The 24,193-nt window shown below is 69.3% G+C and carries 20 protein-coding genes; 6 read left to right on the top strand and 14 right to left on the bottom strand.

Annotated features, from left to right (window positions below; all coding sequences use genetic code 11):
* Window positions 1-25: 25 nt before the first annotated feature.
* The 3 genes from FPJ27_RS19885 to FPJ27_RS19875 all read right to left on the bottom strand — a co-directional run bounded on the left by FPJ27_RS19885 (window position 26) and on the right by FPJ27_RS19875 (window position 3,673).
* Complete coding sequence (locus FPJ27_RS19885) at window positions 26-1,060, bottom strand: helix-turn-helix domain-containing protein (RefSeq protein WP_204425331.1); 1,035 nt, start codon at window positions 1,058-1,060, stop codon at window positions 26-28.
* Between the two features lie 211 nt (window positions 1,061-1,271).
* A complete protein-coding gene (locus FPJ27_RS19880) occupies window positions 1,272-1,811 on the bottom strand; it encodes a hypothetical protein (protein ID WP_204425329.1) in 540 nt (179 codons plus the stop codon).
* A gap of 335 nt (window positions 1,812-2,146) precedes the next feature.
* The gene (locus tag FPJ27_RS19875) at window positions 2,147-3,673 is read right to left on the bottom strand and encodes an aldehyde dehydrogenase family protein (protein ID WP_072445299.1); all 1,527 of its coding nucleotides are present in this window, start codon (window positions 3,671-3,673) and stop codon (window positions 2,147-2,149) included.
* Window positions 3,674-4,008: 335 nt separating this feature from the next.
* Here FPJ27_RS19875 and FPJ27_RS19870 point away from each other — a divergent pair, with 335 nt between their 5' ends.
* Entirely contained in the window at window positions 4,009-4,437 is a 429-nt protein-coding gene (locus FPJ27_RS19870) for a pyridoxamine 5'-phosphate oxidase family protein (RefSeq protein WP_204425319.1), read from the top strand.
* Between the two features lie 99 nt (window positions 4,438-4,536).
* On the opposite strand, the gene FPJ27_RS19865 is transcribed toward FPJ27_RS19870, so the two are convergent.
* On the bottom strand, window positions 4,537-6,156 hold the full coding sequence (locus tag FPJ27_RS19865; RefSeq protein ID WP_204425317.1) for an MFS transporter: 1,620 nt from the start codon (window positions 6,154-6,156) through the stop codon (window positions 4,537-4,539).
* 155 nt (window positions 6,157-6,311) lie between these two features.
* Between FPJ27_RS19865 and FPJ27_RS19860 the strand changes: the two genes are divergently transcribed.
* Entirely contained in the window at window positions 6,312-7,196 is an 885-nt protein-coding gene (locus FPJ27_RS19860) for a LysR family transcriptional regulator (RefSeq protein WP_034183984.1), read from the top strand.
* 30 nt (window positions 7,197-7,226) lie between these two features.
* Here the strand turns inward: FPJ27_RS19860 and eutC are convergent, their stop codons facing one another.
* From eutC to FPJ27_RS19840, 4 genes are all read right to left on the bottom strand, one after another.
* Window positions 7,227-8,021 (bottom strand): ethanolamine ammonia-lyase subunit EutC, encoded by a 795-nt coding sequence (gene eutC, locus FPJ27_RS19855; RefSeq protein WP_204425315.1) that lies wholly within the window; start codon window positions 8,019-8,021, stop codon window positions 7,227-7,229.
* Window positions 8,018-9,415, bottom strand: a complete 1,398-nt coding sequence (locus FPJ27_RS19850) for an ethanolamine ammonia-lyase subunit EutB (RefSeq protein ID WP_204425313.1) — start codon at window positions 9,413-9,415, stop codon at window positions 8,018-8,020. Before FPJ27_RS19850 ends, eutC begins: the two co-directional genes overlap by 4 nt.
* Window positions 9,416-9,510: 95 nt before the next feature.
* Entirely contained in the window at window positions 9,511-10,923 is a 1,413-nt protein-coding gene (gene eat, locus FPJ27_RS19845; RefSeq protein ID WP_204425311.1) for an ethanolamine permease, read from the bottom strand.
* Window positions 10,924-11,163: 240 nt separating this feature from the next.
* Entirely contained in the window at window positions 11,164-12,624 is a 1,461-nt protein-coding gene (locus FPJ27_RS19840) for a mechanosensitive ion channel (RefSeq protein WP_204425309.1), read from the bottom strand.
* Window positions 12,625-12,899: 275 nt separating this feature from the next.
* On the opposite strand from FPJ27_RS19840, the gene FPJ27_RS19835 reads away from it, so the two are divergent.
* Window positions 12,900-13,778: an AraC family transcriptional regulator gene (locus tag FPJ27_RS19835; protein ID WP_204425307.1), complete on the top strand. Its 879-nt coding sequence runs from the start codon at window positions 12,900-12,902 to the stop codon at window positions 13,776-13,778.
* A 115-nt stretch (window positions 13,779-13,893) separates the two neighbouring features.
* Here the strand turns inward: FPJ27_RS19835 and FPJ27_RS19830 are convergent, their stop codons facing one another.
* Both FPJ27_RS19830 and FPJ27_RS19825 read right to left on the bottom strand, forming a co-directional pair.
* Entirely contained in the window at window positions 13,894-14,265 is a 372-nt protein-coding gene (locus FPJ27_RS19830; protein WP_204425305.1) for a zinc ribbon domain-containing protein, read from the bottom strand.
* A gap of 10 nt (window positions 14,266-14,275) precedes the next feature.
* A complete protein-coding gene (locus FPJ27_RS19825) occupies window positions 14,276-16,870 on the bottom strand; it encodes a heavy metal translocating P-type ATPase (protein ID WP_204425303.1) in 2,595 nt (864 codons plus the stop codon).
* An 81-nt stretch (window positions 16,871-16,951) separates the two neighbouring features.
* On the opposite strand from FPJ27_RS19825, the gene cadR reads away from it, so the two are divergent.
* Both cadR and FPJ27_RS19815 read left to right on the top strand, forming a co-directional pair.
* The gene (gene cadR / locus FPJ27_RS19820) at window positions 16,952-17,383 is read left to right on the top strand and encodes a Cd(II)/Pb(II)-responsive transcriptional regulator (RefSeq protein ID WP_034183852.1); all 432 of its coding nucleotides are present in this window, start codon (window positions 16,952-16,954) and stop codon (window positions 17,381-17,383) included.
* A 68-nt stretch (window positions 17,384-17,451) separates the two neighbouring features.
* Window positions 17,452-18,024, top strand: coding sequence for a PadR family transcriptional regulator (locus FPJ27_RS19815; protein ID WP_072442686.1), 573 nt, complete (start codon window positions 17,452-17,454; stop codon window positions 18,022-18,024).
* A gap of 45 nt (window positions 18,025-18,069) precedes the next feature.
* Here FPJ27_RS19815 and FPJ27_RS19810 read toward each other — a convergent pair whose 3' ends face one another.
* The 4 genes from FPJ27_RS19810 to FPJ27_RS19795 all read right to left on the bottom strand — a co-directional run bounded on the left by FPJ27_RS19810 (window position 18,070) and on the right by FPJ27_RS19795 (window position 22,391).
* Complete coding sequence (locus FPJ27_RS19810) at window positions 18,070-19,500, bottom strand: FAD-binding oxidoreductase (protein WP_204425301.1); 1,431 nt, start codon at window positions 19,498-19,500, stop codon at window positions 18,070-18,072.
* A 15-nt stretch (window positions 19,501-19,515) separates the two neighbouring features.
* On the bottom strand, window positions 19,516-20,304 hold the full coding sequence (locus tag FPJ27_RS19805) for an ABC transporter substrate-binding protein (RefSeq protein WP_034183849.1): 789 nt from the start codon (window positions 20,302-20,304) through the stop codon (window positions 19,516-19,518).
* A 52-nt stretch (window positions 20,305-20,356) separates the two neighbouring features.
* Complete coding sequence (locus FPJ27_RS19800; RefSeq protein WP_152860568.1) at window positions 20,357-21,511, bottom strand: pyridoxal phosphate-dependent aminotransferase; 1,155 nt, start codon at window positions 21,509-21,511, stop codon at window positions 20,357-20,359.
* 211 nt (window positions 21,512-21,722) lie between these two features.
* Entirely contained in the window at window positions 21,723-22,391 is a 669-nt protein-coding gene (locus FPJ27_RS19795) for a TetR/AcrR family transcriptional regulator (RefSeq protein ID WP_204425300.1), read from the bottom strand.
* A 120-nt stretch (window positions 22,392-22,511) separates the two neighbouring features.
* Here FPJ27_RS19795 and FPJ27_RS19790 point away from each other — a divergent pair, with 120 nt between their 5' ends.
* A complete protein-coding gene (locus FPJ27_RS19790; RefSeq protein ID WP_204425299.1) occupies window positions 22,512-24,164 on the top strand; it encodes an acyl-CoA dehydrogenase family protein in 1,653 nt (550 codons plus the stop codon).
* Window positions 24,165-24,193 lie beyond the last annotated feature (29 nt).

Raw genomic sequence — 24,193 nt, 5'->3', positions numbered from 1 at the left:
GCGGCAGCCAGCCGGAACGCCGTCGTCACCGCGCCGCGACCATCACCGCGCGATCGCGCAGCGTCTCCGACGGCCGCTTGCCGAACAGCCTTCGGTAATCGGTCGCGAACTGGCTGAGATGCCAGAAGCCCCACGCCTCCGCGACGTCCTGCACCGAGCCGGCCGCGCGGCCGCACAGGTCGCGCCGCGCGCCGTTCAGCCGCAGCGTGCGCAGATAGGTCGCGGGCGCCATCCCGAGCACGTCCTGGAAGCAGTATTGCAGCGTGCGCCGGCTCACGTGCAGCTGTTCGCACAGCTCGGGCACGCCGACCGGGCGCGTGCGGTGCGCAAGCACGTAGTCGCGCGCCTGCTCGACGATCCAGCGGCGCGTCGACGGCGCGCGGCCGGCGCTGTCGTCGGCCGGTTGCGCACACGCATCGAACAGCGCGGCCAGCACCTCGGCCTGCAGCTCGTCGCGCTGCGTATCGGGCAGCGGGCCAGCCACGGCCACCGCACCGTCCAGCCGGCGGCCGAGCAGTGCGCACAGGCGCGCGAGCCGCGCATCGCCGACCTGCATCACGCGCTGCGTGAACAGCCGCTCGTCGAGTGCGCAGCGTTCGACCTCCTCCGCATAGCGGCGCAGCACGTCGCCGCGCACGACGACGCCGTAGATCGAGAACTGCGCGGGCGTCAGCAGTTCGAATTCGACGTTGCCGGGCCGGAACGCGAGCGCGCCGGGCCCGATCCGGCATGCATCGACGCGTGCCGCGCCGTCGCACACGAGCGGGATGCCGAACCAGTACGCATCGCCGCGCACCTCGCATGCCTGGCGCAGCAGGTGGCTCGTCGATTCGCGAAACAGCTTCATCGTGTCGAGCGGCAGCTCGGTCAGCGTGCCGACGAAGCGGCCGGCCGCGAGCTGGTCGTAGGTCTGCCGCCAGCCGATCAGGTTGCGCGCCTGCTCGTCCGCGTCGTGCGCGACGCTGACGACCGCCTGCCCGGCCAGTGCGTCGTCGCCTTGCGCGTTGCGACGCGTGTCTTCGGCCGTCGGTTCTTCGATACTCGCCACGTGTTGATCCATCGTGTTCTCCCTCACCTGCCCGGAACCGTACCTGTCACGCAAGTCCCGTGCCGAACCGCGCGGCCCGGCGCACAACCCGTCATTTCACGCTACCCGGCCGGCTCGCGCGATACGGGCGCACCCGGAGGCGGCGTGCCGCGCACGCCGCCGGTGCGATCCGCGCTGCGACCGCGCATATCCGCTGCCGTCGCCACCGGCTGCCGAATACCGGCTACCCGGCCGGTTTCAGCCGCACGACCCTCGTGCCGCAGTTGCCGTAAGCCTGCGCGACCGCCAGCTCGACGATCGCGCTGCCGGTCGGCCAGGGCGCCGCTTCCGCTTCGGGCAAATCTGCGCGCAGCGTCGCGCGGCCGTTGATCCGGTAGCGGATGCCGCGCACGAAATCGACGAACAGCAACCCGACCCCGCTGCCGTTGCACGCTGTCGCGTCGATCCGGCCATCGCCGGGTGCGGGCAACACGAACCGCAGCGTCTTCGTGTCGATCACGCGGACGACGGGCAGCAGGTCGCCGTTCGCGTCGCGCAGGCTCTGCACGATGTCGCAGGTCATGGGTGCGCGGCCCCCGCATGCAGTGCCGACGAACATGAACGGCTGCGTTTCGACGAACTGCCGCACGCCGATGCTCACGCGCGTCGTGACGGCCTCGCTCATCCGCTCGGCTTCGTCCGCCACGCCGAAGCGGTGCTGTGCGTCGAGTTCGCCCGCGTGGAATACGGGGTGGCGCGGAAAGGATCGGGGAAGGTCTGCCATGCCGGTTTTCGTTAAACGCATCGGCGCACCGGGCCGCAGCGAACACGCGGCTGCCGGTATCGTTTCCGGCGCTGGCCGCGACGGTGCGAGGCCAGCGCCGGGTGTCGGATGTCGAAGTCGAAAATGGCGAAGTGCCGGTGACCGGATGGCAGGCAGTCAGCACATCGCACCCGCGTGTGCGCCGCTCGACGGTCGGGCAAACATCGCCCGGCCGTCGAACGTTCTACGCAGCCCGCGCATCACGCGTGTCGCCGCAGAACACCGGCAACCGTACGGCCGGCGCTGCTTTGCCGACCGGCCGGCCCCGGCGCTTCGCCACTGCCTTGACGATCAGGTCAGAAGAACCCGAGCGCCTCGGCCTGGTAGCTGACCAGCAGGCACTTCGTCTGCTGATAGTTCGACAGCGCCATCTTGTGCGTCTCGCGGCCGATCCCCGACTGCTTGTAGCCGCCGAACGCCGCGTGCGCCGGGTACAGGTGGTAGCAGTTGGTCCACACGCGGCCGGCCTCGATCTCACGGCCCATCCGGTACGCACGCGTGCCGTCGCGCGTCCACACGCCCGCGCCGAGCCCGTAGAACGTGTCGTTCGCGAGTTCGATCGCTTCCTGCTCGTCCTTGAACGTCATCACCGACGCGACCGGCCCGAAGATCTCTTCCTGGAACACGCGCATCTTGTTGTTGCCGAGCAGCATCGTCGGCTTCACGTAGTAGCCCGTGCCGAGTTCGGCAGCCGGCGCCGTGCGTTCGCCGCCCGTCAGGCATTGCGCGCCTTCGCCGCGGCCGATGTCGATGTACGACAGGATCTTGTCGAGCTGCTGCTGCGACGCCTGCGCGCCGATCATCGTCTGCAGGTCGAGCGGGTGGCCGGACTTGATGCGCTCGACGCGCGCGACGGCCTTCTCGATGAAGCGTTCGTAGATCGATTCCTGGATCAGGATGCGCGACGGGCACGTACATACCTCGCCCTGGTTCAGCGCGAACATCGCGAGCCCTTCGAGCGTCTTGTCGAGGAACGCATCTTCCCGATCGAGCACGTCGGCGAAGAAGATGTTCGGGCTCTTGCCGCCCAGTTCGACCGTCGACGGGATCAGGCTCTCGGCCGCCGCGCGCAGGATGTGCTTGCCGACCGGCGTCGAGCCCGTGAACGCGATCTTCGCGATCCGCTTGCTGGTCGCGAGCGCCTCGCCCGCTTCCTTGCCGAAGCCGTTCACGATGTTGATCGTGCCGGCCGGGAACAGGTCGCCGATCAGTTCCATCAGCACGAGCACCGACGCGGGCGTCTGCTCGGCCGGCTTCATCACGACGCAGCAGCCGGCCGCGAGCGCCGGCGCGAGCTTCCACGCGGCCATCAGCAGCGGGAAGTTCCACGGGATGATCTGGCCGACGACGCCGAGCGGCTCGTGGAAGTGGTACGCGACGGTGTTGTCGTCGATTTCGGAGATGCCGCCTTCCTGTGCGCGGATACAGCCCGCGAAGTAGCGGAAGTGGTCGACCGCGAGCGGCAGGTCGGCCGCCATCGTCTCGCGCAGCGGCTTGCCGTTGTCGATCGTCTCGGCCACGGCCAGCAGCTTCAGGTTCTTTTCCATCCGGTCGGCGGCGGCGAGCAGCAGGTTCGCGCGCTCGGCCACGGACGTCTTGCCCCACTTGCGGCGCGCGGCATGCGCGGCGTCCAGCGCCAGCTCGATATCGTCGGCGCCCGAGCGCGGAATGCGGCAGAACGGCTGGCCGTTGATCGGCGACACGTTCTCGAAATACTCGCCCTTCACCGGCGCCACCCACTTGCCGCCGATGTAGTTGTCGTACTGCTGACGGTACGGGTATTCGACGTCGAGGCCCAGTTGTTTCAGGTCAAACGGGTTCATACATGTCTCCTGTTCATCGTGCTTGTGTGAATGCAGCGCCGGTTGGATCGCGCTGTATCCGTTTACGCAACATGCGTGCCAAACGGACGGGCGCGGAACGAAAGCACGACGACCACGGCCGGCCCGCGTGCGCGCCGTGCGGTGTTCACGCACGCAGCACGGCGGGTGTGCCGATTCGGAACACCGCGATTGCGCAGCGGCGTGGCCGGTGTTCGGATTTTCCACAGTGGCCGTGCCGGACGACACGGGCATCGGGGACGCGATGCGTGGCATGTCGCTTGCGTGCGAATCGCGCATCCCGTTCACACGCAGCGGCGTTCGCGCCGGCCGACACCATGAGCGACTCCGGCCCCCTGACCGACGACGCCGTCGCGTTCATCCGCGAGCAGGTGTTCCTGATCGTCGCGACCGCCGACGCGGCGGGCGACAGCGACTGCTCGTACCGCGGCCGCCAGCCGCGCGCCGACGGCGCGTTCGAGCCGCTCGTCGACATCCCCGACCGCCGCACGCTCGTGCTGCCCGACTTCGCGGGCAACAACCTGTTCAACACGATCGGCAACCTGCTCGTGAATCCGGCCATCGCGCTGCTGTTCGTCGATTTCGTGCGCCGGACGACCTGGCTCGTGCAGGGCCGCGCGACGATCGACGAGGATGCGGGAAGCCGCGCGCATCTGTGGCCCGACGCGCGGCGCTATGTGGTGATCGAGGTGGAGCACGCGCAGGCGCGCACGGATGCGGCGCTGCCGCCGCTCGTGCTGGCGTGATGCGATGGGCGGATCGTCAGCGTGCGGATGCGCTCATGACGAAATGCGCCGGCGCTCCGGCTGCCATTACCTGAACGCCCATGCTCGACGACGCAACGCTCAACGCCCGTGCGTCTCCGCACAAGCCGGTTCGATCCGGCTGCGCGCGGGCGCGCCGGCAGGCGCATGCCCGTCCGAGTCGTCGCCCGCTTCAGCCGCCGGCCGCCCGCCGAGAAACACGAACACCACCACCGCGCACAGCACCGTGACGACGGCCAGCCCGGTCAGCAGCCGATCAAACGCGTGCGTATAACTCGCAAGCAGCGCCGCGTGACCGACACCCGGCAACGCAGCAGCCGCACCCGCGAGGTCGCCGGTCGCGAGCCGCGCGGCCGCACGCAGCGTCGCGTCGGGCGTGCCGGCGGCACCGGCCGCCTGCCGCAGCCCCGTCTGCGCGAGCGCGGCCAGCACCGCGCCGACGATCGCAAGCGCGATCCCCTCGCCGGCCACGCGCGTCGTGCTGAAGATCCCCGTCGCCATCCCCGCGCGCTCCTTCGGCACGACGCTCACCGACAGCCCGTCCATCAGCCCCCACGGCATCCCGGCGCCAACCCCGATCGCCAGCATCGGCGCAATCGCCGCCGTCCCCGCGCCGCCGCGCAGCGCGACACCCAGCCACATCAGCCCGCCCGCCGCGACCACCAGCCCGAGCGCCGAGATCACGCCGGCCGACAGCCAGCGCGTGAGCGTCGCGGCGGCGAACGGCACGACGAGCATCGGCGCGGAGATCGCGAGCATCAGCCAGCCGGCGTCGATCTCGCTGAAGCCGTCGATGCCGATGAAGCGCAGCGGCAGCACGACGAGCAGCACGATGTAGCAGCAGCAGGTCGACACCGGCAGCACCTGCACGCCGACGAAACGCGCGATGCGGAACAGCGACAGGTCGAGCATCGGCCGCGCGACGCGCGTCTCGATCGTCACGAACGCGCATGCGCCGAGCGCCGCGCCGGCCAGCAGCACGATCACGAGCGCGCTCGTCCAGCCGCGCGCGGGCGCCTCGATCACGCCGAACGTGAACAGCGTCAGCGCGGCGGTGAACGCGGCCGTGCCGGGCCAGTCGAGCCCCGTCGCATGCGGGTCGCGCGACTCGCGCATGCGCGGCAGCCCGAATGCGAGCGACAGCACGCCGGCCACCGCGCTCGTGACGAAGATCGCGCGCCAGCCGTAGTGCCCGATCAGGCCGCCGGCCAGCACGGGCCCGAACGCGAGCCCGATGCCGAAGGTCGTGCCGAGCAGGCTGAACGCGCGCGTGCGCGCCGCGCCGTCGAACTCCTGCGCGAGCGCGGCCGTGCCGCCCGCGAGCGCCGCGGCCGCCGCGAGCCCTTGCGCGGCGCGCAGCAGGTCGACCGCGAGCATCGACGGCGCGAACGCGAGCGCAACCGACATCAGCGTGAAACCGCCGACGCCGATCGCGAACAGCCGCTTGCGGCCGAACTGGTCGGCCAGCGCGCCGGCCGCCATCAGGAAACTGCCGAACGCGAGCATGAACGCGTTGGTGATCCAGTTCATCGCGACCGTGCCGCCATGCAGGTCGCGGCCGATCGCCGGCGTCGCGACCGCGCCGCCCGAAAACGACAGCGGCAGCGCGACGGCGGCCATGCAGACGGCGGCCAGCACCCACGCGCGCCGCCGCGCCGAAACCGCCGAAACCGCCGATACGGCTGAAAACGGGTGATCCATCATCGCTCCTCGAAAAGCCGGCGCGGATGCGCCGCCAGAGCGACAGAAGATAAATCCGATTCAATCCGCGAAAAACCACGCGAAGGTCCGCAGATAACGGACTAAAATTCCGCAATTCCCTGAGCCGCGCCCGTCGGCGCATGCACTTCGATTCGATGGAAAACCTGACCGGCATCGTCGCCTTCGTCCGCACCGCCGAAGCGCTGAGCTTCGTCGCGGCCGGCCGCGCGCTCGGCATCTCGGCGTCGGCGGTCGGCAAGACGATCGCGAAACTCGAGCAGTCGCTCGGCGTGCGCCTGTTCAACCGCACGACGCGGCGCGTCACGCTGACCGAAGAGGGGCGGCACTTCTACGAACGCTGCCAACGGATCCTCGAGGATTTCCGCGATGCGGAAGCGACCGTGACGGCATCGGCGCAGCGCCCGCGCGGCAAGCTGCGCGTGAGCCTGCCGGTGATCGGCTACCGCTTCCTGCTGCCGGTGCTGCCCGAGTTCCGGCAGCGCTATCCGGACGTCGAGCTCGATCTCGACTTCAACGACCGGATGGTCGACGTCGTCGAAGGCGGCTTCGACGCGGTGATCCGCAGCGGCCCGCTGTCGGATTCGAGCCTGATGTCGCGGCGGCTCGGCCCGTTCGCATTCGTGCTGTGCGCGACGCCCGCGTATCTCGCGCAGGCCGGCACGCCGCACACGCCGCGCGATCTCGAAGCGCACGAATGCGTGCGCTACTGCTTCCCGACCACCGGCAAGCTGCAGGACTGGGCGCTCGCGGCCGACGACGGCACGCCGCTGAAGCTGCGCACCGCAATGACCTGCAACAACATGGAAGCGCTGCGCGGCACCGTGCTCGCGGGGCTCGGCATCGGCTACATGCCCGATTTCCTCGCGCGCGACGCGCTCGAACACGGCGCGCTCGTCACCGTGCTCGACGACTACCGGATCGCGCCGGGGCAGTTCTCGATCGTGTGGCCGTCGAGCCGGCAGTTGTCGCCGAAGCTGCGCGTGTTCGTCGATTTCCTGTGCGAGCGGCTGTTCAGGTAGCCGCCCCGCACGCAGTCGCGCAGCGCGCTGTCACACCGCCCCGATCCGCTCCGCTTGCGCCGGCGGCAGCAGCGCGTCGCTGTCGTCCTTCAACCCGACGCCCGTCAGCCCGAGCCTGCGCGCATGCGTCATCAGGTAATGGAGCTTGTGCGCGGCGGCCGCGTGCGGCAGCCCTTCGGGCCGAACGTTCGAGATGCAGTTGCGCAGCGCGTCGTGGCAGCCGACCTTCGGCGCCCACGTCAGGTACACGCCGAGGCTGTCCGGCGAGCTGAGCCCCGGCCGTTCGCCGATCAGCATCGCGACGACCTTCGCGCGCAGCAGCTCGCCGATCTCGTCGCCGAGCGCGACGCGCGCCTGCTTTGCGACCACCACCGGGCCGATCCGCCAGCCGTCCGCGTCGAGCCTTGGGCGCACGGCCTGCAGCAGCGGCAGCGCCTGCTTCGCGGCCGCGAACGCCGACAGCCCGTCGCCGACCACGAACACGACGTCGGGCGCATCGTCGAGCGCCGCGCCGTAACCGGCCAGCAGCCCGCGGCTGTCATCGGAAAGCTTGCGACCGAGATCGGGCCGGCGCAGATAGTGGTCGCGGTCCGGCGCGGCGCTCAGCACGCCGAGCGTCGGCAGCAGGCCGGCCGCCTCGATCTCGCGCCGCAGCGCGTCCGCGTCGAGCGGCTGGTGCACGGCGTCGCGCGCCTGCGCATGCGACAGGTTGAAGGCCAGCAGCGGCGCGGTCGGCAGGCTGTTGCCCGCGCGGCCGAGCGCGATCCGCGCGTTCGTGAACGACTTCAGCTGGCCCCACGGATTCTTTTCGACGGCATCGCTCATGCTGACAACCCCATCCAGTCGTTCGCGCCGGCCAGAAGCGGCACGCGGGCCGACGCGGCGCGCAGCGCGCCGTGCGCATCGGCGATCTCCATCGTCTCCAGCCACTCCTCGAACTCCGGCGCGCGGCGCAGGCCGAGCACCTCGCGCACGTAGAGCTGGTCGTGGAACGACGTGCTCTGGTAGTTCAGCATCACGTCGTCCGCGCCCGGAATCCCCATGATGAAGTTGATGCCGGCCGCGCCGAGCAGCGTCAGCAAGGTATCCATGTCGTCCTGGTCGGCTTCCGCGTGGTTCGTGTAGCAGATGTCGCAGCCCATCGGCACGCCGAGCAGCTTCCCGCAGAAGTGATCCTCGAGCCCCGCGCGGATGATCTGCTTGCCGTCGTACAGGTATTCGGGCCCGATGAAACCGACCACCGTGTTCACGAGGAACGGCTCGAACTTGCGCGCAACCGCATACGCGCGCACTTCGCAGGTCTGCTGGTCGACGCCGTGATGCGCGTTCGCCGACAACGCACTGCCCTGGCCCGTCTCGAAGTACATGAGATTGTTGCCGACGGTGCCGCGCTTCAGCGACAACGCGGCCTCGCGCGCCTCGCCGAGCAGCGCGAGCGAGATCCCGAAACTCGCGTTCGCCTTCTCGGTGCCCGCGATCGACTGGAATACGAGATCGACCGGCGCGCCCTTCTCGATCGCCGCGATCGTGTTGGTCACGTGCGTGAGCACGCACGACTGCGTCGGCACGCCGTAGCGTTCGCGGAACCCGTCGATCATCGCGAGCAGCTTCACGATCGCCGCGAGGCTGTCGGTCGCCGGGTTGATGCCGATCATCGCGTCGCCGCAGCCGTACATCAGCCCGTCGAGCATCGACGCGGCGATCCCCTTCACGTCGTCGGTCGGGTGGTTCGGCTGCAGCCGCACCGACATCCGGCCGGCCAGCCCGACCGTGTTGCGAAAGCGCGTGACCACGCGGCGCTTGCGCGCGGCCGCGATCAGGTCCTGGTTGCGCATCAGCTTCGACACGGCCGCGACCATCTCGGGCGTGAGGCCCGGCGCGATCCGTTCGAGCGCCGCGCCGTCGGCCACGGGCGACAGCAGCCAGTTGCGGAAGTCGCCGACGGTCAGATGCGAGATTTCCGCGAACGCGGCTGCATCGTGATCGTCGACGATCAGGCGCGTGACCTCGTCGTCTTCATACGGGATCACCGCTTCGTTCAGGAACGCCTTCAGCGGCACGCCCGCGAGCGCGATCTTCGCGGCGACGCGCTCCTCCTCGCTCGCCGCCGCGACGCCGGCGAGCTGGTCGCCGGAACGCAGCGGGCTCGCCTTCGCGAGCAGCATCTTCAGGTCCGCGAAGCGGTACGTGCGCGGACCGATCGTCTCCGTATAGGACATCGTGCGAGTCTCCTTCCTTGCCAAAAGCCGACGGCGCGCCCGTTCGACGGGGCGCGCCGGATGCCGTCAGGAACGGCCGTTCACCTTCGCCATGCTCACTCCTCCAGCAGCGCGTCGCCGGGCGCGCTCGCGCGCTGCGAACGGGTCGCGAGGAAGTACGCGTAGCCCACCGCGAGGAAGCCGACGAACACCAGCGCGACCAGCCCGTTGAAGTACACCATCGTGCCGAGACAGACGAGCGCCGCAAGAATCGCGAATGCCGGGAAGATCGGGTACAGCGGCGCGCGGAACGGCCGCGCCATGTTCGGCTGCGAGCGGCGCAGCTTGAACAGCGACGCCATGCTCACGATATACATCACGATCGCACCGAATACCGACATCGTCACGATATTCGCGGTCAGCGTCTGCCCGCCGAACTGGATCAGCTCGTCGCTGTAAATCGCCGCGATGCCGACCACGCCGCCCGCGAGGATCGCGCGATGCGGGGTCTTGAAGCGCGGATGCACCTTCCCGAGCCACTCCGGCAGGTAGCCTTCGCGGGCCAGCGCGAAGATCTGGCGCGAATAGCCGAGGATGATCCCGTGGAACGACGCGACGAGCCCGAACAGGCCGAGCCACACGAGCATGTGCATCCAGCCGCTGTTCGCGCCGACGATGTACTTCATCGCCTGCGGCAACGGGTCGTTGATGTTCGCGAGCTTGGTCCAGTCGCCCGCGCCGCCGGCGAACACCATCACGCCGATCGCGAGCGCGACGAGGGTCAGGATCCCGGCCACGTAGGCGATCGGAATCGAGCGCTTCGGGTTCTTCGCTTCCTCGGCGGCCATCGCGACGCCTTCGATCGCGAGGAAGAACCAGATCGCGAACGGGATCGCCGCGAACATCCCGTGGAATGCGCCGACGCTGAAATGATCGGCGCCCGACCAGCCGCCCTTCATGAAGTTGCTCCACGTGAAGCCCGGCGACACGACGCCCATGAACACCAGCAGCTCGAAGATCGCGAGCAGCGTGACGACGAGCTCGAACGTTGCGGCGATCTGCACGCCGACGATGTTCAGCGCCATGAACACGAGATACGCACCCATCGCCGCATGTTTCGGTTCGAGCCCCGGAAACTGCACGTGCAGGTACGCGCCGATCGCGAGCGCGATCGCGGGTGGCGCGAACACGAACTCGACGAGCGTCGCGGCGCCGGCGAGATAACCGCCCGTCGGGCCGAATGCGCGGCGCGCATACGCGAACGGGCCGCCCGCGTGCGGGATCGACGTCGTCAGCTCGGTGAAGCTGAAAATGAAGGTCGTGTACATCGCCGCGACGAACAGCGCGGTGATGACGAAGCCCAGCGTACCGGCGCTCGCCCAGCCGTAGCTCCAGCCGAAGTATTCGCCGGAAATCACGAGGCCGACCGCGATGCCCCACAGTTGCCAGGTCCCGAGCGTCTGCTGCAGCGCGGGCTGGCCGGACGACTTGGCGCCGGCGGCGGGCCGGCCATTCGACTCTGCTTTCATCGGACTCTCTCCTCAAATGCGCCGGGCCTGACGGCCTGCGCGACTGAGAATCGATGCTAGAGAGTCATTAAACGACGTGTTATCGAAATTCGGCAAAGATCGCGGCTGACATTTCGCTGACGGAAACGCCGAGCCCGGCCGCGCGACGCGCTCCGATGCACCGGGCGCGCACGCCCGACCGCCCCTGCGTGCCACCGCCGCCGGCCGCGCGAAGCGGCCGGACGGATGCGCGCGGCGGGCTTACTGGCCGCTGCGCTGGTTGAACCAGCGGTCGAGCAGCTTGCCGGCCGCTTCGCGGCCGCCGAGGCCGAACGACAGCGCGACGGCCACCGCGATCGCGCCGAGCACGAGGCCGAACGCGAGCTGGACGATCTCGTTCGCGATGCCCATCGCGCGCAGCCCCATCGCGAACACGAGGCCGAGGATCGCGAATTGCGCGATGCGCGCGAACAGCACGCTGTGCTCGCGATCGGCCTGCTCGATCACGCGGCGCGCGAGGCCCGCGAGCCACACGCCGATCACGAGGATCACGCCGCCCATCAGCACATGGCCGCCGAATTCGATGAACAGCGTGACGACGTCGCGCACCTGCGAGAAGCCGAGCCGGTTCGCGGCTTCGACCGACGCGAACAGCATCGCGAAGAACACGATCAGCCGCGCGACCAGCACCGACGGCTGCAGGATTCCCGAGAACACGCGTTCGACGCCGAGCACGGCCGGCAGCCCGTCGGCGCCGGCGGCTTCCAGCAGCTTCTGCGCGAGCGATGCGACGAAGCGCGCGAAGTAGAACGTGACGAGCACGATCACGATCGCCGCGACGATGTCCGGCACCGCGCCGAGGAACTGGTTCAGCATGTTGGTCGCGGGGCCCGAGATCGCGTCGATCTTCAGCGCGTCGAGCGCGGAGATCAGCGTCGGCACGAACACGAACACGTAGACGATCGTGCCGATCAGGCTCGACACGCGCACCGGCGTCGGGCTGTCGAGACGCTGCGTGAGGCGGTCGGCGCCGGCGGCGACGAGCAGGTTCGTCACGAGGCCGCGCAGCACGCGCGCGACGACCCAGCCGACGAAGCCGATCACCGCGGCCGCGAACAGGTTCGGCACGATCGCGAGCAGTTTGTCGACCATCCCCTGCACCGGCGACAGCAGCCCCGACAGCGCGAACGACGCGAGGATCGCCGGCAGGAACATCAGGATCACGAGCCAGAACAGCACGTCGCCGAGATAACCGCTCATCGGCTGCATGCCCGCGCCTTCGGACAGCTTGTCGTCGATCTTGCTGGCCTTCAGCGCGCGGTTCGCGAGGCTGCGCAGCAGCGACGCGATGAGCCACGCGATCAGCGTCAGCGCCGCGCCGCCGATCAGGTTCGGCAGGTAGTTGACGATGTGCGTGACGAGCAGCGAGAACGGATTGGAAACCGCGTACAGGTTGAGCACGTTGAAGATGCCCACCGCGGTGACGAGCAGCACGAGCCAGAACAGGCCGCCGGCGATGATCCGCTCGACGTACGCGCCCTGGCCGGTGCTTTCGTTGATCCGCTGATCGACCTTCAGCGCGCTGAGCAGGCGCAGCGCGCCGGCCCGCGCCACCACCGCGATCAGCCAGCCGATCACCAGGATGCCGATCGCGCCGGCGATCTTCGGCAGATATCCGCCTAGCGTGGTCTGCAGCGACGTGATGAAGCTGGAAGCATCCATTTCTTGTTCTCCCGAAAAACGTGGCGTTGCGATTGAACATCGACGAACTACCTGCGTACTTCGAATGGTGTGCGTTGCCGCTTGAGCAACTTACCCGAGAAAAATGACGCCTTCACCCGATTTCACCGTCTTTAACTTTAGTCATAGATCGCAGGGGGACAAGACCCCATTTCGGCAAATAAAAAGGGGCGGATTTGTCGGCCGCTATGCATTTCCGCAAGATTTATCCATTCGGGCCATGCTACCGTGGCTTCGGTTCTTGCCCGGACACGCCGATGACAGTCGAAACGAAAACCGACAGACCCGCGTGGGTCCGCTATGCGGCCAGCGTGGCGCGCGTCCACGAATACATCCGCGCGCACCTCGACGGCCCGCTCGACCTGAACCGGCTCGCCGAAGTCGCGTGCCTATCGCCGTATCACTGGCAGCGCGTCTACCGCGCGCTGTACGGCGAGTCGATCGTGCTGACGGTGCGGCGGATGCGGATCGTGCGCGCGTCCGAGGATCTCGTCTGCACGGCGCGGCCCATCGACGAGATCGCGCGGCGCGCGGGCTACGGTTCGACGCACGCGTTCGCGCGGGCGTTTCGCGACGCATACGGCGTGCCGCCCGCGCAGCACCGGCGCACGGGCGTCCACCGGCCCATCTATCCGCTACAGAGAGGAGAGGAAGACATGTTCAAGCATGAAGTCGAGATCCGGCGCCTGCCGGAACTGCGCGGCTACGCGGTGGCGCACACCGGCGCATACATGAAGGTCGGCGACGCGTTCGCGCGGATCGGCGCATGGGTCGGGCAACACGGGCTGATCGGCCCGGGCGCGAAGATGATCGGCATTTTCTACGACGATCCGGACACGACGCCCGAAGCGCAGTTGCGCGCGAAGGCCTGCTTCATGCCGGCCGACGGTGCGCCGGACGTCGAGCCCGTGCCGCCCGTCGAACGCGCGACGGTAGCGGGCGGCGAATACGCGGTGCTGCTGCATACGGGGCCGTATGCGGACCTGAAGACGGCCTACCAGTGGCTCTACGGCGACTGGCTGCGTCACTCGGGCCGCGAGGCCGCCGACGCGCCGCCGTTCGAGCTGTACCTCAACACGCCGATGGACGCGGCGCCGGCCGACCTGCGCACCGAGATTTACCTGCCGCTGCGCTGATCGAAGGGCCGGTGCGCCGGGGCGAGCCGGCGCGCTGTTCCAGGGCGATGTCCGTTGCGGGCGCCATGCCGTCGTTGGCGGTTCCGATGCCGGCAACCAGGCCGGCGATTGCGCGTCAGCCGGCCTGCGTCCCGCAGCCCGGGCAGAAGCGCGCGTCGGCGGCCAGCGCCGCGTGACAGCGGCTGCAAGCCTTGGCGCGCTGCGACGCGCCGCACTGCGCGCAGAAACGCGCATCCGCCGCGTTGAGCGCGCCGCAGCCCGCGCAGGCGAGCTGGCTCAGCGGCACGTTGCCGCCTTGGCCGACTTGACCATCGGCCGGCGCCTGCCAGCCCCAGCCGTGACGATCGCGACCGCGCGCATCGTGGCCGCCGTGCCCGTCCCGGCGCTGCCCGCCGTGATGCCCGCCGCCGCTTCCGCTATTGCTGTTGCCGTGCCCGCTGCCGCGCCCACCGCCGTGGCCACCCAGGATCCGTTTCAGAAAACTCATCGCACGCTCCTCAACGCGTGGCCCGCGCGCCGCCGAACGCCCCTGAGGACGACAGCAGCCGCAAGCCGTTGGCGACAACGATCAGGCTCGCGCCCGCGTCCGCGAATACCGCCATCCACATCGTGCCGAGCCCCGCGACCGTGAGGCCGAGGAAAACGATCTTCACGCCGAGCGCGAAACCGATGTTCTGCACCAGCACGCGGTGCGTCGCGCGCGACAGCCGCACGAACGCGGGAATCTTGCGCAGGTCGTCGTCCATCAGCGCGACGTCGGCCGTCTCGATCGCCGTGTCGGTGCCCATCGCGCCCATCGCGAAGCCGATGTCGGCCCGCGCGAGCGCCGGTGCGTCGTTGATCCCGTCGCCGACCATCCCGACCGCGCCCGCACCGCCAGCCGACAGTTCCTCGACCGCCGCGAGCTTGTCTTCGGGCAGCTGGTTGCCGCGCGCGTCGTCAATGCCGGCCTGCTGTGCGATGGCTTGCGCAGTGTGCGGGTTGTCGCCCGTCAGCATCGCGGTGCGGATGCCGAGCGCGTGCAGATCCGCGATCGCGTCGCGGCTCGTGTCCTTGATCGTGTCGGCCACCGCGAAGATGCCGAGCACGCGCGCGTCGTCGACCAGCACGACGACGCTCTTGCCCTGCCGCTCGAGCGCATCGAGCTTCGTTTCGAGGGCCGGCGAGCAGCGCTCGAGTTCCTCGACGAGCCGATGGTTGCCGAGCCAGTAGCGCGCGCCGTCGATCGTGCCGCGCACGCCGCGCCCGACCAGCGCTTCGAAGTCCTGCACATCGGCGAACGCCGCCGTTCCGGCGTCGCGCGCCGCGGCTGCGATCGCCTGCGACACCGGGTGATCCGAGCGCGCGGCGAGGCTCGCGCCGAGGTGCCGGATACGCTCGGCATCGACGTCGGTCGCATGCGCGTCGAAGTCGGTCTGCACCGGCTTGCCGTGCGTGATCGTGCCGGTCTTGTCGAGCGCGAGCCACGCGAGCTTGCGCCCTTCTTCCAGATAGACGCCGCCCTTCACGAGAATCCCGCGCCGCGCCGCGGCCGCGAGCCCCGACACGATCGTCACCGGCGTCGAGATCACCAGTGCGCACGGGCACGCGATCACGAGCAGCACCAGCGCGCGGTAGATCCAGTCGTGCCACGCGCCGCCCATCACGAACGGCGGCACCACCGCGACCAGCAGCGCGACCGCGAATACGATCGGCGTGTAGACGCGCGCGAACTGGTCGACGAAGCGCTGCGTCGGCGCCTTCGCGCCCTGCGCCTCCTCGACCGCGTGGATGATCCGCGCGAGCGTCGAGTTGGCAGCGACGGCCGTCACGCGGTATTCGAACGAACCCGCTTCGTTGATCGTGCCCGCGTACACGGCATCGCCGGCCGTCTTTTCGACAGGCAGGCTCTCGCCGGTGATCGGCGCCTGGTTGACCGTCGAGCGGCCCGCGACGACTTCGCCGTCCAGCCCGATCCGCTCGCCCGGCTTCACGCGCACGACCGCGCCGAGCGCGACCTGCGCGGCCTCGATCATGCGCCACGATCCGTCGGCATCCTGCACGGTCGCGGTGTCCGGCGCGAGCTGCATCAGGCCCTGGATCGCATTGCGCGCGCGGTCGAGCGACTTCGCCTCGATCAGCTCGGCGATCGTGAACAGCACCATCACCATCGCGGCTTCCGGCCACTGGCCGATCGCCATCGCGCCCGTCACCGCGATGCTCATCAGTGCGTTGATGTTCAGGTTGCCGTTGCGAATCGCGATCCAGCCCTTCTTGTACGTAGTGAGCCCGCACGCGAGCACCGCCGCGAGCGCGAGCGCCGCCGACAGCCACACCGGCAAGCCGGCCCAGGTCGCCCCCTCGGACGCGATCGCGGCGACGCCCGCCAGCGCCAGCGGCCACCAAGGCTTCGCGGGCACGTCGGCGACACGCGCTGACGGCGCGCCGGCCGCTGCGGCCTCGGGCGTCATGCCGAGCGTGCGGATCGCGCTTTCGATCGCCGGCTGGGCGCCCGGCACGTGCTCGACGGTCAGCATCCGCTGCATCAGGTTGAATTCGAGCGCCGATACTTCGCTCATCCCGCCGAGCTTCTTGCGGATCAGCGTTTCCTCGGTCGGGCAGTCCATCTGCATGATCCGGAACGCGGAGCGCACGCGGCCCGACGCGGTCGCCTGCGCGACCGGCAGCGGTGCGAGCGTCAGCGCGGCAGGCGCGCAGCAGTCGCCGGCCGCGTGGTCGTGGTCGTGGTCGTGGTCGTGGTCGTGGTCGTGGTCGTGGTCGGCATCGTCGTGCGCGGCGTGGTCGTGCGAGCACGCCGCGCCGTGTACATGCGCGTCGCCATGTGCATGATCGTGGCCCGCATCGTCGTGCGAGCACGCGGCACCGTGCCGATGTGTGTCGCCGTGTGCATGGTCGTGATCGCGCCCCTCACCGCCGCCGCCATGATCATGGTCGCGGCCGCGCGATGCGGCGTCGCCGTGCGCGTGCTCGCCGGCCGCCGGCGCCGCGTTGGCAACGGTCGCCGCGTGCGTGTCGCGCGCGTCGGCGCAGCACGTGTCGGCGCCGCCGGCATGGCGGTGTCGTGGGTCGTGGGTACGCTGGGCGTCGGTCATGACAACCTCCTTTATGGCTTGACGGTGTAGAGTTAACACCCTGAAGCCACTACAAGGTCAACCCTTACACGGGAGAAAGGCATGAAGATTGGCGAACTGGCCAAAGCGGCCCGCTGCACCCCCGAAACGATCCGTTTCTACGAAAAAGAGGGGCTGATGCCGGACGCGGAGCGCACCGACGCGAACTACCGCAACTACACCGACGTGCACGTCGAACGGCTGCGCTTCATCCGCAACTGCCGCGCGCTCGACATGGCGCACGACGAGATCCGCGCGCTGCTGCGGCTCACCGACACGCCGGCCGACCGCTGCGATTCGATCAATTCGCTGCTCGACGACCACATCGGACACGTCGACGCGCGCCTCGCGGAACTCACGCATCTGCGCGACCAGCTCACCGAATTGCGCCGCCAATGCGTTGGCGAGCATTCGGTCGAGGATTGCGGAATCGTGCATGGTCTCGCGACGATGGAAACCGTCGCGCCGGCCGCGAAGCGCTCGCACCTCGGCTGAAACCCTTGTGAAATAAGATAGTCTGATTGAAAATAGTTATATTCTTACTAGGTACAACATAACTATTCATGTCAACGAGCCGCCCGTCCCCGCTCGCACTGGCCGTCCTCGCGACGCTCACCGAAACGCCGATGCATCCGTACGGGATGCTGCAGCAACTGAAGGCCCGCGGGTACGACGAAGTCGTCAACGTGCGGCAGCGCACGAGCCTCTACCAGACGATCGACCGGCTGCTGCGCGACGGGCTGATCGCCGTGCACGACACCGAGCGCGACGGTGCTTTCCCCGAGCGCACGCTATATGCGCTGACCGAGGCCGGGCACACGGCGGGCCAAACGTGGCTGCATGCGCTGCTCGCGGAACCCGCGCGCGAATATCCGGTGTTCGGCGCCGGCCTCGCGTTCCTGCCGCTGCTCGATGCCGAAGATGCACGGCACCAGCTCGAACTCCGGATTGCCCGGCTCGACGCCGAGCGCGAACGCCTGGAGGCACTGCGCAACGCCGCGCAGGCCGACCAGGTACCGCGCCTGTTCCTGCTGCAGAACGAGCACGCGCTCGTGCTGCTCAATGCGGAGCTCGACTGGGCGCGCAGCGTCGTCGAACACCTGAAGATCGGCGCGCTGCGCTGGGTGGACGGCTGACAAGTCACGAAGGCCGATTCCCGCTGACAACGGGAATCGCCCCTGTCAAAGCACCTTGCCGGGATTCAGGATGCCGCGCGGGTCCAGCGCAGCCTTCAGGCGCCGCATCAGCCCGATTTCCGCGTCGCTGCGCGTGTGCGCGAGATAAGGACGCTTGAGCGCCCCGATCCCGTGCTCGGCCGACACCGAGCCGCCCATGTCCCGCACCACCGCGTACACGCAGTGATCGAGCGCATCGGCGTCCGCGTCGGTCATCGTGGCCAGCGACACGCCGATATGCACGTTGCCGTCGCCGACATGGCCGAAGAACAGGCACGCGAGCGCCGGCCAACGTGAGCGCAGCGCCGCCTCGCAGCGTTCGGCGAACGCGCCGAGTTCGCCCGTCGGCAAACTCACGTCGAAGTTGACGAGCTGCGGCAGCGCATCGATCGCAAGGCCTTCGCGCAGCGTCCACAGGTCGCGCGCCTGCCGCTCCGACGTCGCGAGCACCGCATCGTCCACGAGCCCTGCCTCGATCCCCGCCGCGAGGCCGGTTTCCAGCGCTCGATGCGCATCGCCGCCCGGCGCGCTCGTCGCGCATTCGATCAGCACCGCGAACCCGCCGTCACCTGCGAACGGCGCAGTGACACCCGGCGTATGGCGCGCGACGTAGTCGTAGAACGCCGGCCACATCGCCTCGAAGCTGACGACCTCGGGCAGCGTGCGCACGCGGTTCCACAATCCGACCACCGCGTCGTAATCGCGCACGCGGCAGAGTGCGGTGGCCGGCGCGGCGAGCAACGGATGCAGCCGCAGCACGGCGCGCGTGACGACGCCGAGCGTCCCCTCGCTGCCGATGAACAGCTGCTTCAGGTCGTAGCCCGCGTTGTTCTTCAGCATCCGGTTCATCGACGACACGACCGTGCCGTCCGCGAGCACGGCCTCGAGCCCGAGCACCTGCTCGCGCATCATCCCGTAGCGGATCGCGCGCGTGCCGCCCGCATTGGTCGCGAGCATGCCGCCGATCTGGCACGAGCCGCGCGCACCGAGATCGACGCCGAACGTGAAGCCCGCCGCTTCCGCGGCTTCCTGCACCGTCTGCAGCGGCGTCCCGGCGCGCACGGTCATCGTGCCGGCCGCCGCGTCGAGCGCTTCGATGCCCGCGAAGCGTTCCATCGACAACACGACCTCGCCGCCGAGCGCGACCGCGCCGCGCGCGAGCCCCGTGAGCCCGCCTTGCGGCACGACCGGCTGGCCGAGCCGCGTGCATAGCGCGAGCGTGCGCGACACGTCGTCGACGCTGCGCGGGCGCACCAGCGCACGCGGCCGCACGCCGGCCGGCTCGTTGTACGCGGTGAAGTAACGCGGATCGATGTCGGCCGCACGCACGACGAGCGCGTCGCCCAGTTCGGCGACGAGCATGGCGCCGAGCGCATCGTCCGACAATAGCGCGCCGCCCTGTTCGCCGCCCGCGGCGGCCGGGTTCGGGTTCTGCATCGCGCGCGGCCCCGCTTACTTCGTCGAGATGTCGATATCGCCGAAATACTTCAGGCCGAGCGACTTCACCGTGCCGTCCGCCTTCAGCTTGTCGATCGCCGCGTCGAGCTTCGCCTTCAGCGCGTCGTCGCCCTTGCGCAGGCCGAATGCGATGCCGCTGCCGAGGATCCGGTCGTCGTGCACGGGTTGGCCGACGAACGAGAAGCCCTTGCCGTCAGGGCGCGACAGGAAGCCGCGCTGGCCGGACGGTGCGAGCACGAGCGTTGCGTCGAGGCGGCCCGCCACGAGGTCCGCATACGCCTGGTTCTGGTCCTGGTACGCGACGACCGCGACGCCGGCCGGTTCCCAGTGCGCCTTCGCGAAGGTTTCCTGGATCGACGCCTGCAGCACGCCGACGCGCTTGCCCTTCAGCGATTCGGGCGTCGGCAGCAGGCCGCTGCCGGTGCGCGCGATCAGCTGGGTCGGCACGCGATAGATGATCGTCGTGAAGTCGATCGCCTGGCGCCGCTGCTCGGTCGCGTTCATCGCCGAGTTGATCGCGTCGAACTTGCGGCCCTTCAGCGCGGGAATCAGGCCGTCGAACGACGTCTCGACCCATTTGCACGACAGCTTCGCCGTCTGGCAGACGGCATTGCCGACGTCGATGTCGAAGCCCTGCAGGTCGCCGTTCGGCGCTTTCGATTCGAACGGCGGGTATTGCGCCTCGAGGCCGAAGCGCAGCGTCTGCGTATCGGCGAGCGCCGCGCCGGAGCCGATTGCGCACGCGAGTGCGAATGCGAGTTTCAGGGTTGCCGTGTGCTTCATCGTGATCTCCTTGGTCTGGTCGATGCGACGTCCTCGTCGCCGGTTTCCTTGCTTACAGCGAACGCAGCCGCCGCGCGCCTTCGACCAGCGTCGCGTCGTCCTTCGAAAAACTGAGCCGGATCACACCGGCGTCGGTGCCGTCGGTATAGAACGCCGACAGCGGAATCGTCGCGACGCGCGCGTCGCGGATCAGGCGCAGCACGAAATCGCTGTCGCTTTCGTCCGAGAAGTGCCTGAAGCGCGCGAGCATGAAGAATGAGCCTTCGCTCGGCAGCAGCTCGAAACGCGAATCGGCCAGCTCGCGCGCGAGCAGGTCGCGCTTGGCCTGGTAGAACGCCGACAGGCCGAGATAGCTGTCCGGCCGCGCGAGGATCTCCGCGAACGCGACCTGCATCGGCGTGTCGGCAGCGAACACCATGAACTGGTGCACCTTGCGGATCTCGTCCATCAGCTCGGCCGGCGCGAGGCAATGACCGACCCGCCAGCCGGTCACGTGGAACGACTTGCCGAACGACGACACGATCACGCTGCGCTCGGCCAGCTCGCGGTGGCGCGCCACGCTCTGGTGCAGCGCGCCGTCGAACACGACGTGCTCGTAGACCTCGTCGGACAGGATCACGATGCCGGTGTCGCGCGTGAGCTGCGCGAGCCGCTCGAGATCGTCGGCCGAGAACACGGTCGCGGTCGGGTTGTGCGGCGTGTTCACGATGATCATCCGCGTGCGCGGCGTGATCGCCGCAGCCACCTCGTCCCAGTTCACGCGGAAATGCTCGGGCGACAGCTTGATCGCGACCGGCGTCGCGCCCTGCAGTCGCACGATCGGCGCATAGCTGTCGAACGACGGCTCGAAATAGATCACCTCGTCGCCCGGATGCACGAGCGCGCTGATCGCCGCGTACAGCCCTTCGCTCGCGCTCGCGATCACCGTGATCTCGGTCGCCGGGTCGTAGCGCGCGCCGTACAGCGCCTCGGTCTTTTCGGCGAGCCGCTCGCGCAGCGCCATCACGCCGGCCATCGGCGAGTACTGGTTGTGCCCGTCGCGCATCGCGCGCGCGACGCCTTCGACGAGCGCCGGATCGGGCGCGAAATTCGGCGCGCCCTGCGACAGGTTCAACGCATCGTGTTGCGCGGCCAGTTGGCCGATCACCGTGAAGATCGTCGTGCCGACGTCGGGCAGTTTCGAACGGGGCGCGGTGGCGCTTCGCATGACTCCTCCTTCTGATGTCCTTCGGGCTGGCCCGCGCAACGCGCGCGGCCCTGCATCTGCCGCATGATTTAGCCCCAGCCAATATCGGCGGACAATCGAAAGTTCGTCATGGCGGCCATGCATTTTTCTCATGGCTCACGGTGTGAAGCGCGCAGCGGCAAGGCTGAACTGCCGACCTGATATGCGAATCAGGCATTACCCGTAGGGGATGCTACGCGCCCGCCGCCGCCAGATACGCGAGCAGCACGGCCCGCAATTCGCCGCGTAGCGCGGCGAAGTCGAGCGCGGGCCCGAGCGTCAGCAATGCCTGCGAGAGGCCGCCGTAGCAGACGGCATGCGCCATCCGCGCGAGCCCGTCGAGCCGCGCGGCCGGCGGCGGATCGGCCGCGTGCGCGAGCGCGTCGCGCCACAGCGCGACATATGCGTCGTAATGCCGGCGGTATGCGGCGAGCGGCGACACCTGCCGCTCCAGCGCGAAGAACGCGCTCCACAGCGCGGCGTCGGCGCCGATCGCGTCGACCTGCAGGTCGACGAGCGCCACGGCAAGTTCGGCCCGCGGCGCGCCGCGCAGCCGCTCTGCCGCATCGCGCAGCCGGTCGGCCATCGCCTGCACATGACGGTGGATGCAGAGCGCCGCGAGGCTCTGCTTGTCGCCGAAATACTCGTAGAAGGTGCCGACGCTCACGCCCGCGGCGGCCGCGATCTCGCGGATCGTCGCCTTCGCGTAGCCGCGTTCGAGCAAAAGCCGAACGAACGCCTGCTGCAGCGCGTCGGAGCTCGCCTGCGCGCGCGACTGGCGCGGCCGGCGGCGCAACGCGGGCGCGGGTTGCGCCGCCGGCTGGCCGGGCGGCGCCGGAACCTGAACATGTCGCGGCGGCATATTTGCTACTCTGGAATTCAGCAGGGAATGCGTTTACCGGGAGCCGGAACCAGCGCCGCAGCGCCATCCGTGTTGCATGACGCCGGCCGCCCGCGAAGCATGAGACCGGAGACAACCTCGATGACCGAATCGACTCACGCCGTCACGAACCAGTTCGACGAACTGGTCGACTATAACCTCTTCGCGACGGACGTCGCGCTGCGCGACGCGCTCGCCCGCGCCGGCGCCGACTGGGCCATGCCGCAGCTCGACGCGTACGGCGCGCGGCTCGGCAGCGCCGACACCGCGCGGCTCGCCGACGAAGCGAACCAGCACCCGCCGGAACTGAACGCGTTCGACCGGCGCGGCCGGCGCATCGACCGCGTCGATTTCCACCCGGCGTGGCACGCGCTGCTCGGCCAATACCGCCACGAAGGCTTCGTATCGCTCGCGTTCCGCGACACACGCCGCGGCCGCTGGGCCGCGACCGCGGCCGGCTTCTACCTGCACGGCCAGATCGAGGCCGGCACGCTGTGCCCGGCGACGATGACGCAGGCCGCGATTCCCGTGCTGCAGAAGGAGCCCGCGCTGTGGAACCTGCTGCGCGACAAGCTCTACAGCGACGACTACGATCCGCGCGACGTGCCGGTCGCCGACAAGCGCTCGATCTGGTTCGGCATGGGGATGACCGAGAAACAGGGCGGCTCCGACGTGCGCGCGAACACGACGCTCGCCACGCCCGTCGGCGCGGGCGGGCGCGGCGGCGAATACCTGCTGCGCGGCCACAAGTGGTTCTTCTCCGCGCCGATGTGCGATGCGCACCTCGTCGTCGCGCACACCGAAGGCGGCAGCCCGTCGTGCTTCTACGTGCCGCGCTGGCGGCCGGACGGCACGAAGAACGCGGTCGAGATCCAGCGGCTGAAGAACAAGGTCGGCAACCGCAGCAACTCGAGCAGCGAGATCGAGCTGAACGACGCGTGGGGGATCATGCTCGGCGACGAAGGCCGCGGCATTCCGACCATCATCGAGATGGCCACCTACACGCGGCTGAATTGCGTGCTCGGCAGCGCGGCGATGCTGCGCCAGGGCGTCGTGCAGGCGATCGCGTACACGCGCCAGCGCCACGCGTTCGGCCGCGCGCTCGCCGAACAGCCGCTGATGCGCACCGTGCTCGCCGATCTCGCGCTCGAAAGCGAAGCCGCGCTCGTACTCGCGATGCGCCTTGCCGACGCGTTCGAGCGCGACGACTCGCCGCGCGAACGCGCGTGGAAGCGCATCGTCACGCCCGCCGCGAAATTCTGGGTCTGCAAGCGCGCGGTCGAGCTGACCGGCGAGGTGATGGAAGTGTTCGGCGGCAACGGCTACGTCGACGACGGCCCGATCGCGCGGCTGTTCCGCGAGGCGCCCGTCAACTCGATCTGGGAAGGCTCGGGCAACGTGATGTGCCTCGACGTGCTGCGTGCGGTGTCGCGCGAGCCCGACTCGGCCGCCGCGCTGTTCGCCGAACTCGCCGACCTCGGCGCGGGCGAACCGCGCATCCGCACGGCGCTCGACGCGCTGCGCGCGATGCTCGCCGCGCGTGCCGACACGCTCGAAGCGTCGGGCCGCGTGTTCGCGCAGCGGCTCGCGCTCGTCGCGCAGGCGTGCCTGCTGCGCCGCGATGCGCCGGCGGCCGTCGCCGACGCGTTCGTCGCGACGCGGATCGCGGCGCCCGACTGGGGCCGCATCGCGGGCGGCTTCGATCCGCACGCGCTCGACGTCGCCGCGCTGCTGCAGCGCGCGTATCCGGCCTGACGCCGGTTCGTTCGCCTGAGTTCACCTTC

Source organism: Burkholderia sp. MS455 (genome assembly GCF_016899445.1).
GTDB lineage: Bacteria > Pseudomonadota > Gammaproteobacteria > Burkholderiales > Burkholderiaceae > Burkholderia > Burkholderia pyrrocinia_C.
This window is presented reverse-complemented; position numbering and strand designations above follow the sequence as displayed.

Excerpts from the sequence above, each read along its gene's own strand:
- FPJ27_RS19885 (WP_204425331.1), bottom strand. The coding sequence starts at position 1,060 with ATGGATCAACACGTGGCGAGTATCGAAGAACCGACGGCCGAAGACACG.
- FPJ27_RS19880 (WP_204425329.1), bottom strand. The coding sequence starts at position 1,811 with ATGGCAGACCTTCCCCGATCCTTTCCGCGCCACCCCGTATTCCACGCG.
- FPJ27_RS19875 (WP_072445299.1), bottom strand. The coding sequence starts at position 3,673 with ATGAACCCGTTTGACCTGAAACAACTGGGCCTCGACGTCGAATACCCG.
- FPJ27_RS19870 (WP_204425319.1), top strand. The coding sequence starts at position 4,009 with ATGAGCGACTCCGGCCCCCTGACCGACGACGCCGTCGCGTTCATCCGC.
- FPJ27_RS19865 (WP_204425317.1), bottom strand. The coding sequence starts at position 6,156 with ATGGATCACCCGTTTTCAGCCGTATCGGCGGTTTCGGCGGTTTCGGCG.
- FPJ27_RS19860 (WP_034183984.1), top strand. The coding sequence starts at position 6,312 with ATGGAAAACCTGACCGGCATCGTCGCCTTCGTCCGCACCGCCGAAGCG.
- eutC (WP_204425315.1), bottom strand. The coding sequence starts at position 8,021 with ATGAGCGATGCCGTCGAAAAGAATCCGTGGGGCCAGCTGAAGTCGTTC.
- FPJ27_RS19850 (WP_204425313.1), bottom strand. The coding sequence starts at position 9,415 with ATGTCCTATACGGAGACGATCGGTCCGCGCACGTACCGCTTCGCGGAC.
- eat (WP_204425311.1), bottom strand. The coding sequence starts at position 10,923 with ATGAAAGCAGAGTCGAATGGCCGGCCCGCCGCCGGCGCCAAGTCGTCC.
- FPJ27_RS19840 (WP_204425309.1), bottom strand. The coding sequence starts at position 12,624 with ATGGATGCTTCCAGCTTCATCACGTCGCTGCAGACCACGCTAGGCGGA.
- FPJ27_RS19835 (WP_204425307.1), top strand. The coding sequence starts at position 12,900 with ATGACAGTCGAAACGAAAACCGACAGACCCGCGTGGGTCCGCTATGCG.
- FPJ27_RS19830 (WP_204425305.1), bottom strand. The coding sequence starts at position 14,265 with ATGAGTTTTCTGAAACGGATCCTGGGTGGCCACGGCGGTGGGCGCGGC.
- FPJ27_RS19825 (WP_204425303.1), bottom strand. The coding sequence starts at position 16,870 with ATGACCGACGCCCAGCGTACCCACGACCCACGACACCGCCATGCCGGC.
- cadR (WP_034183852.1), top strand. The coding sequence starts at position 16,952 with ATGAAGATTGGCGAACTGGCCAAAGCGGCCCGCTGCACCCCCGAAACG.
- FPJ27_RS19815 (WP_072442686.1), top strand. The coding sequence starts at position 17,452 with ATGTCAACGAGCCGCCCGTCCCCGCTCGCACTGGCCGTCCTCGCGACG.
- FPJ27_RS19810 (WP_204425301.1), bottom strand. The coding sequence starts at position 19,500 with ATGCAGAACCCGAACCCGGCCGCCGCGGGCGGCGAACAGGGCGGCGCG.
- FPJ27_RS19805 (WP_034183849.1), bottom strand. The coding sequence starts at position 20,304 with ATGAAGCACACGGCAACCCTGAAACTCGCATTCGCACTCGCGTGCGCA.
- FPJ27_RS19800 (WP_152860568.1), bottom strand. The coding sequence starts at position 21,511 with ATGCGAAGCGCCACCGCGCCCCGTTCGAAACTGCCCGACGTCGGCACG.
- FPJ27_RS19795 (WP_204425300.1), bottom strand. The coding sequence starts at position 22,391 with ATGCCGCCGCGACATGTTCAGGTTCCGGCGCCGCCCGGCCAGCCGGCG.
- FPJ27_RS19790 (WP_204425299.1), top strand. The coding sequence starts at position 22,512 with ATGACCGAATCGACTCACGCCGTCACGAACCAGTTCGACGAACTGGTC.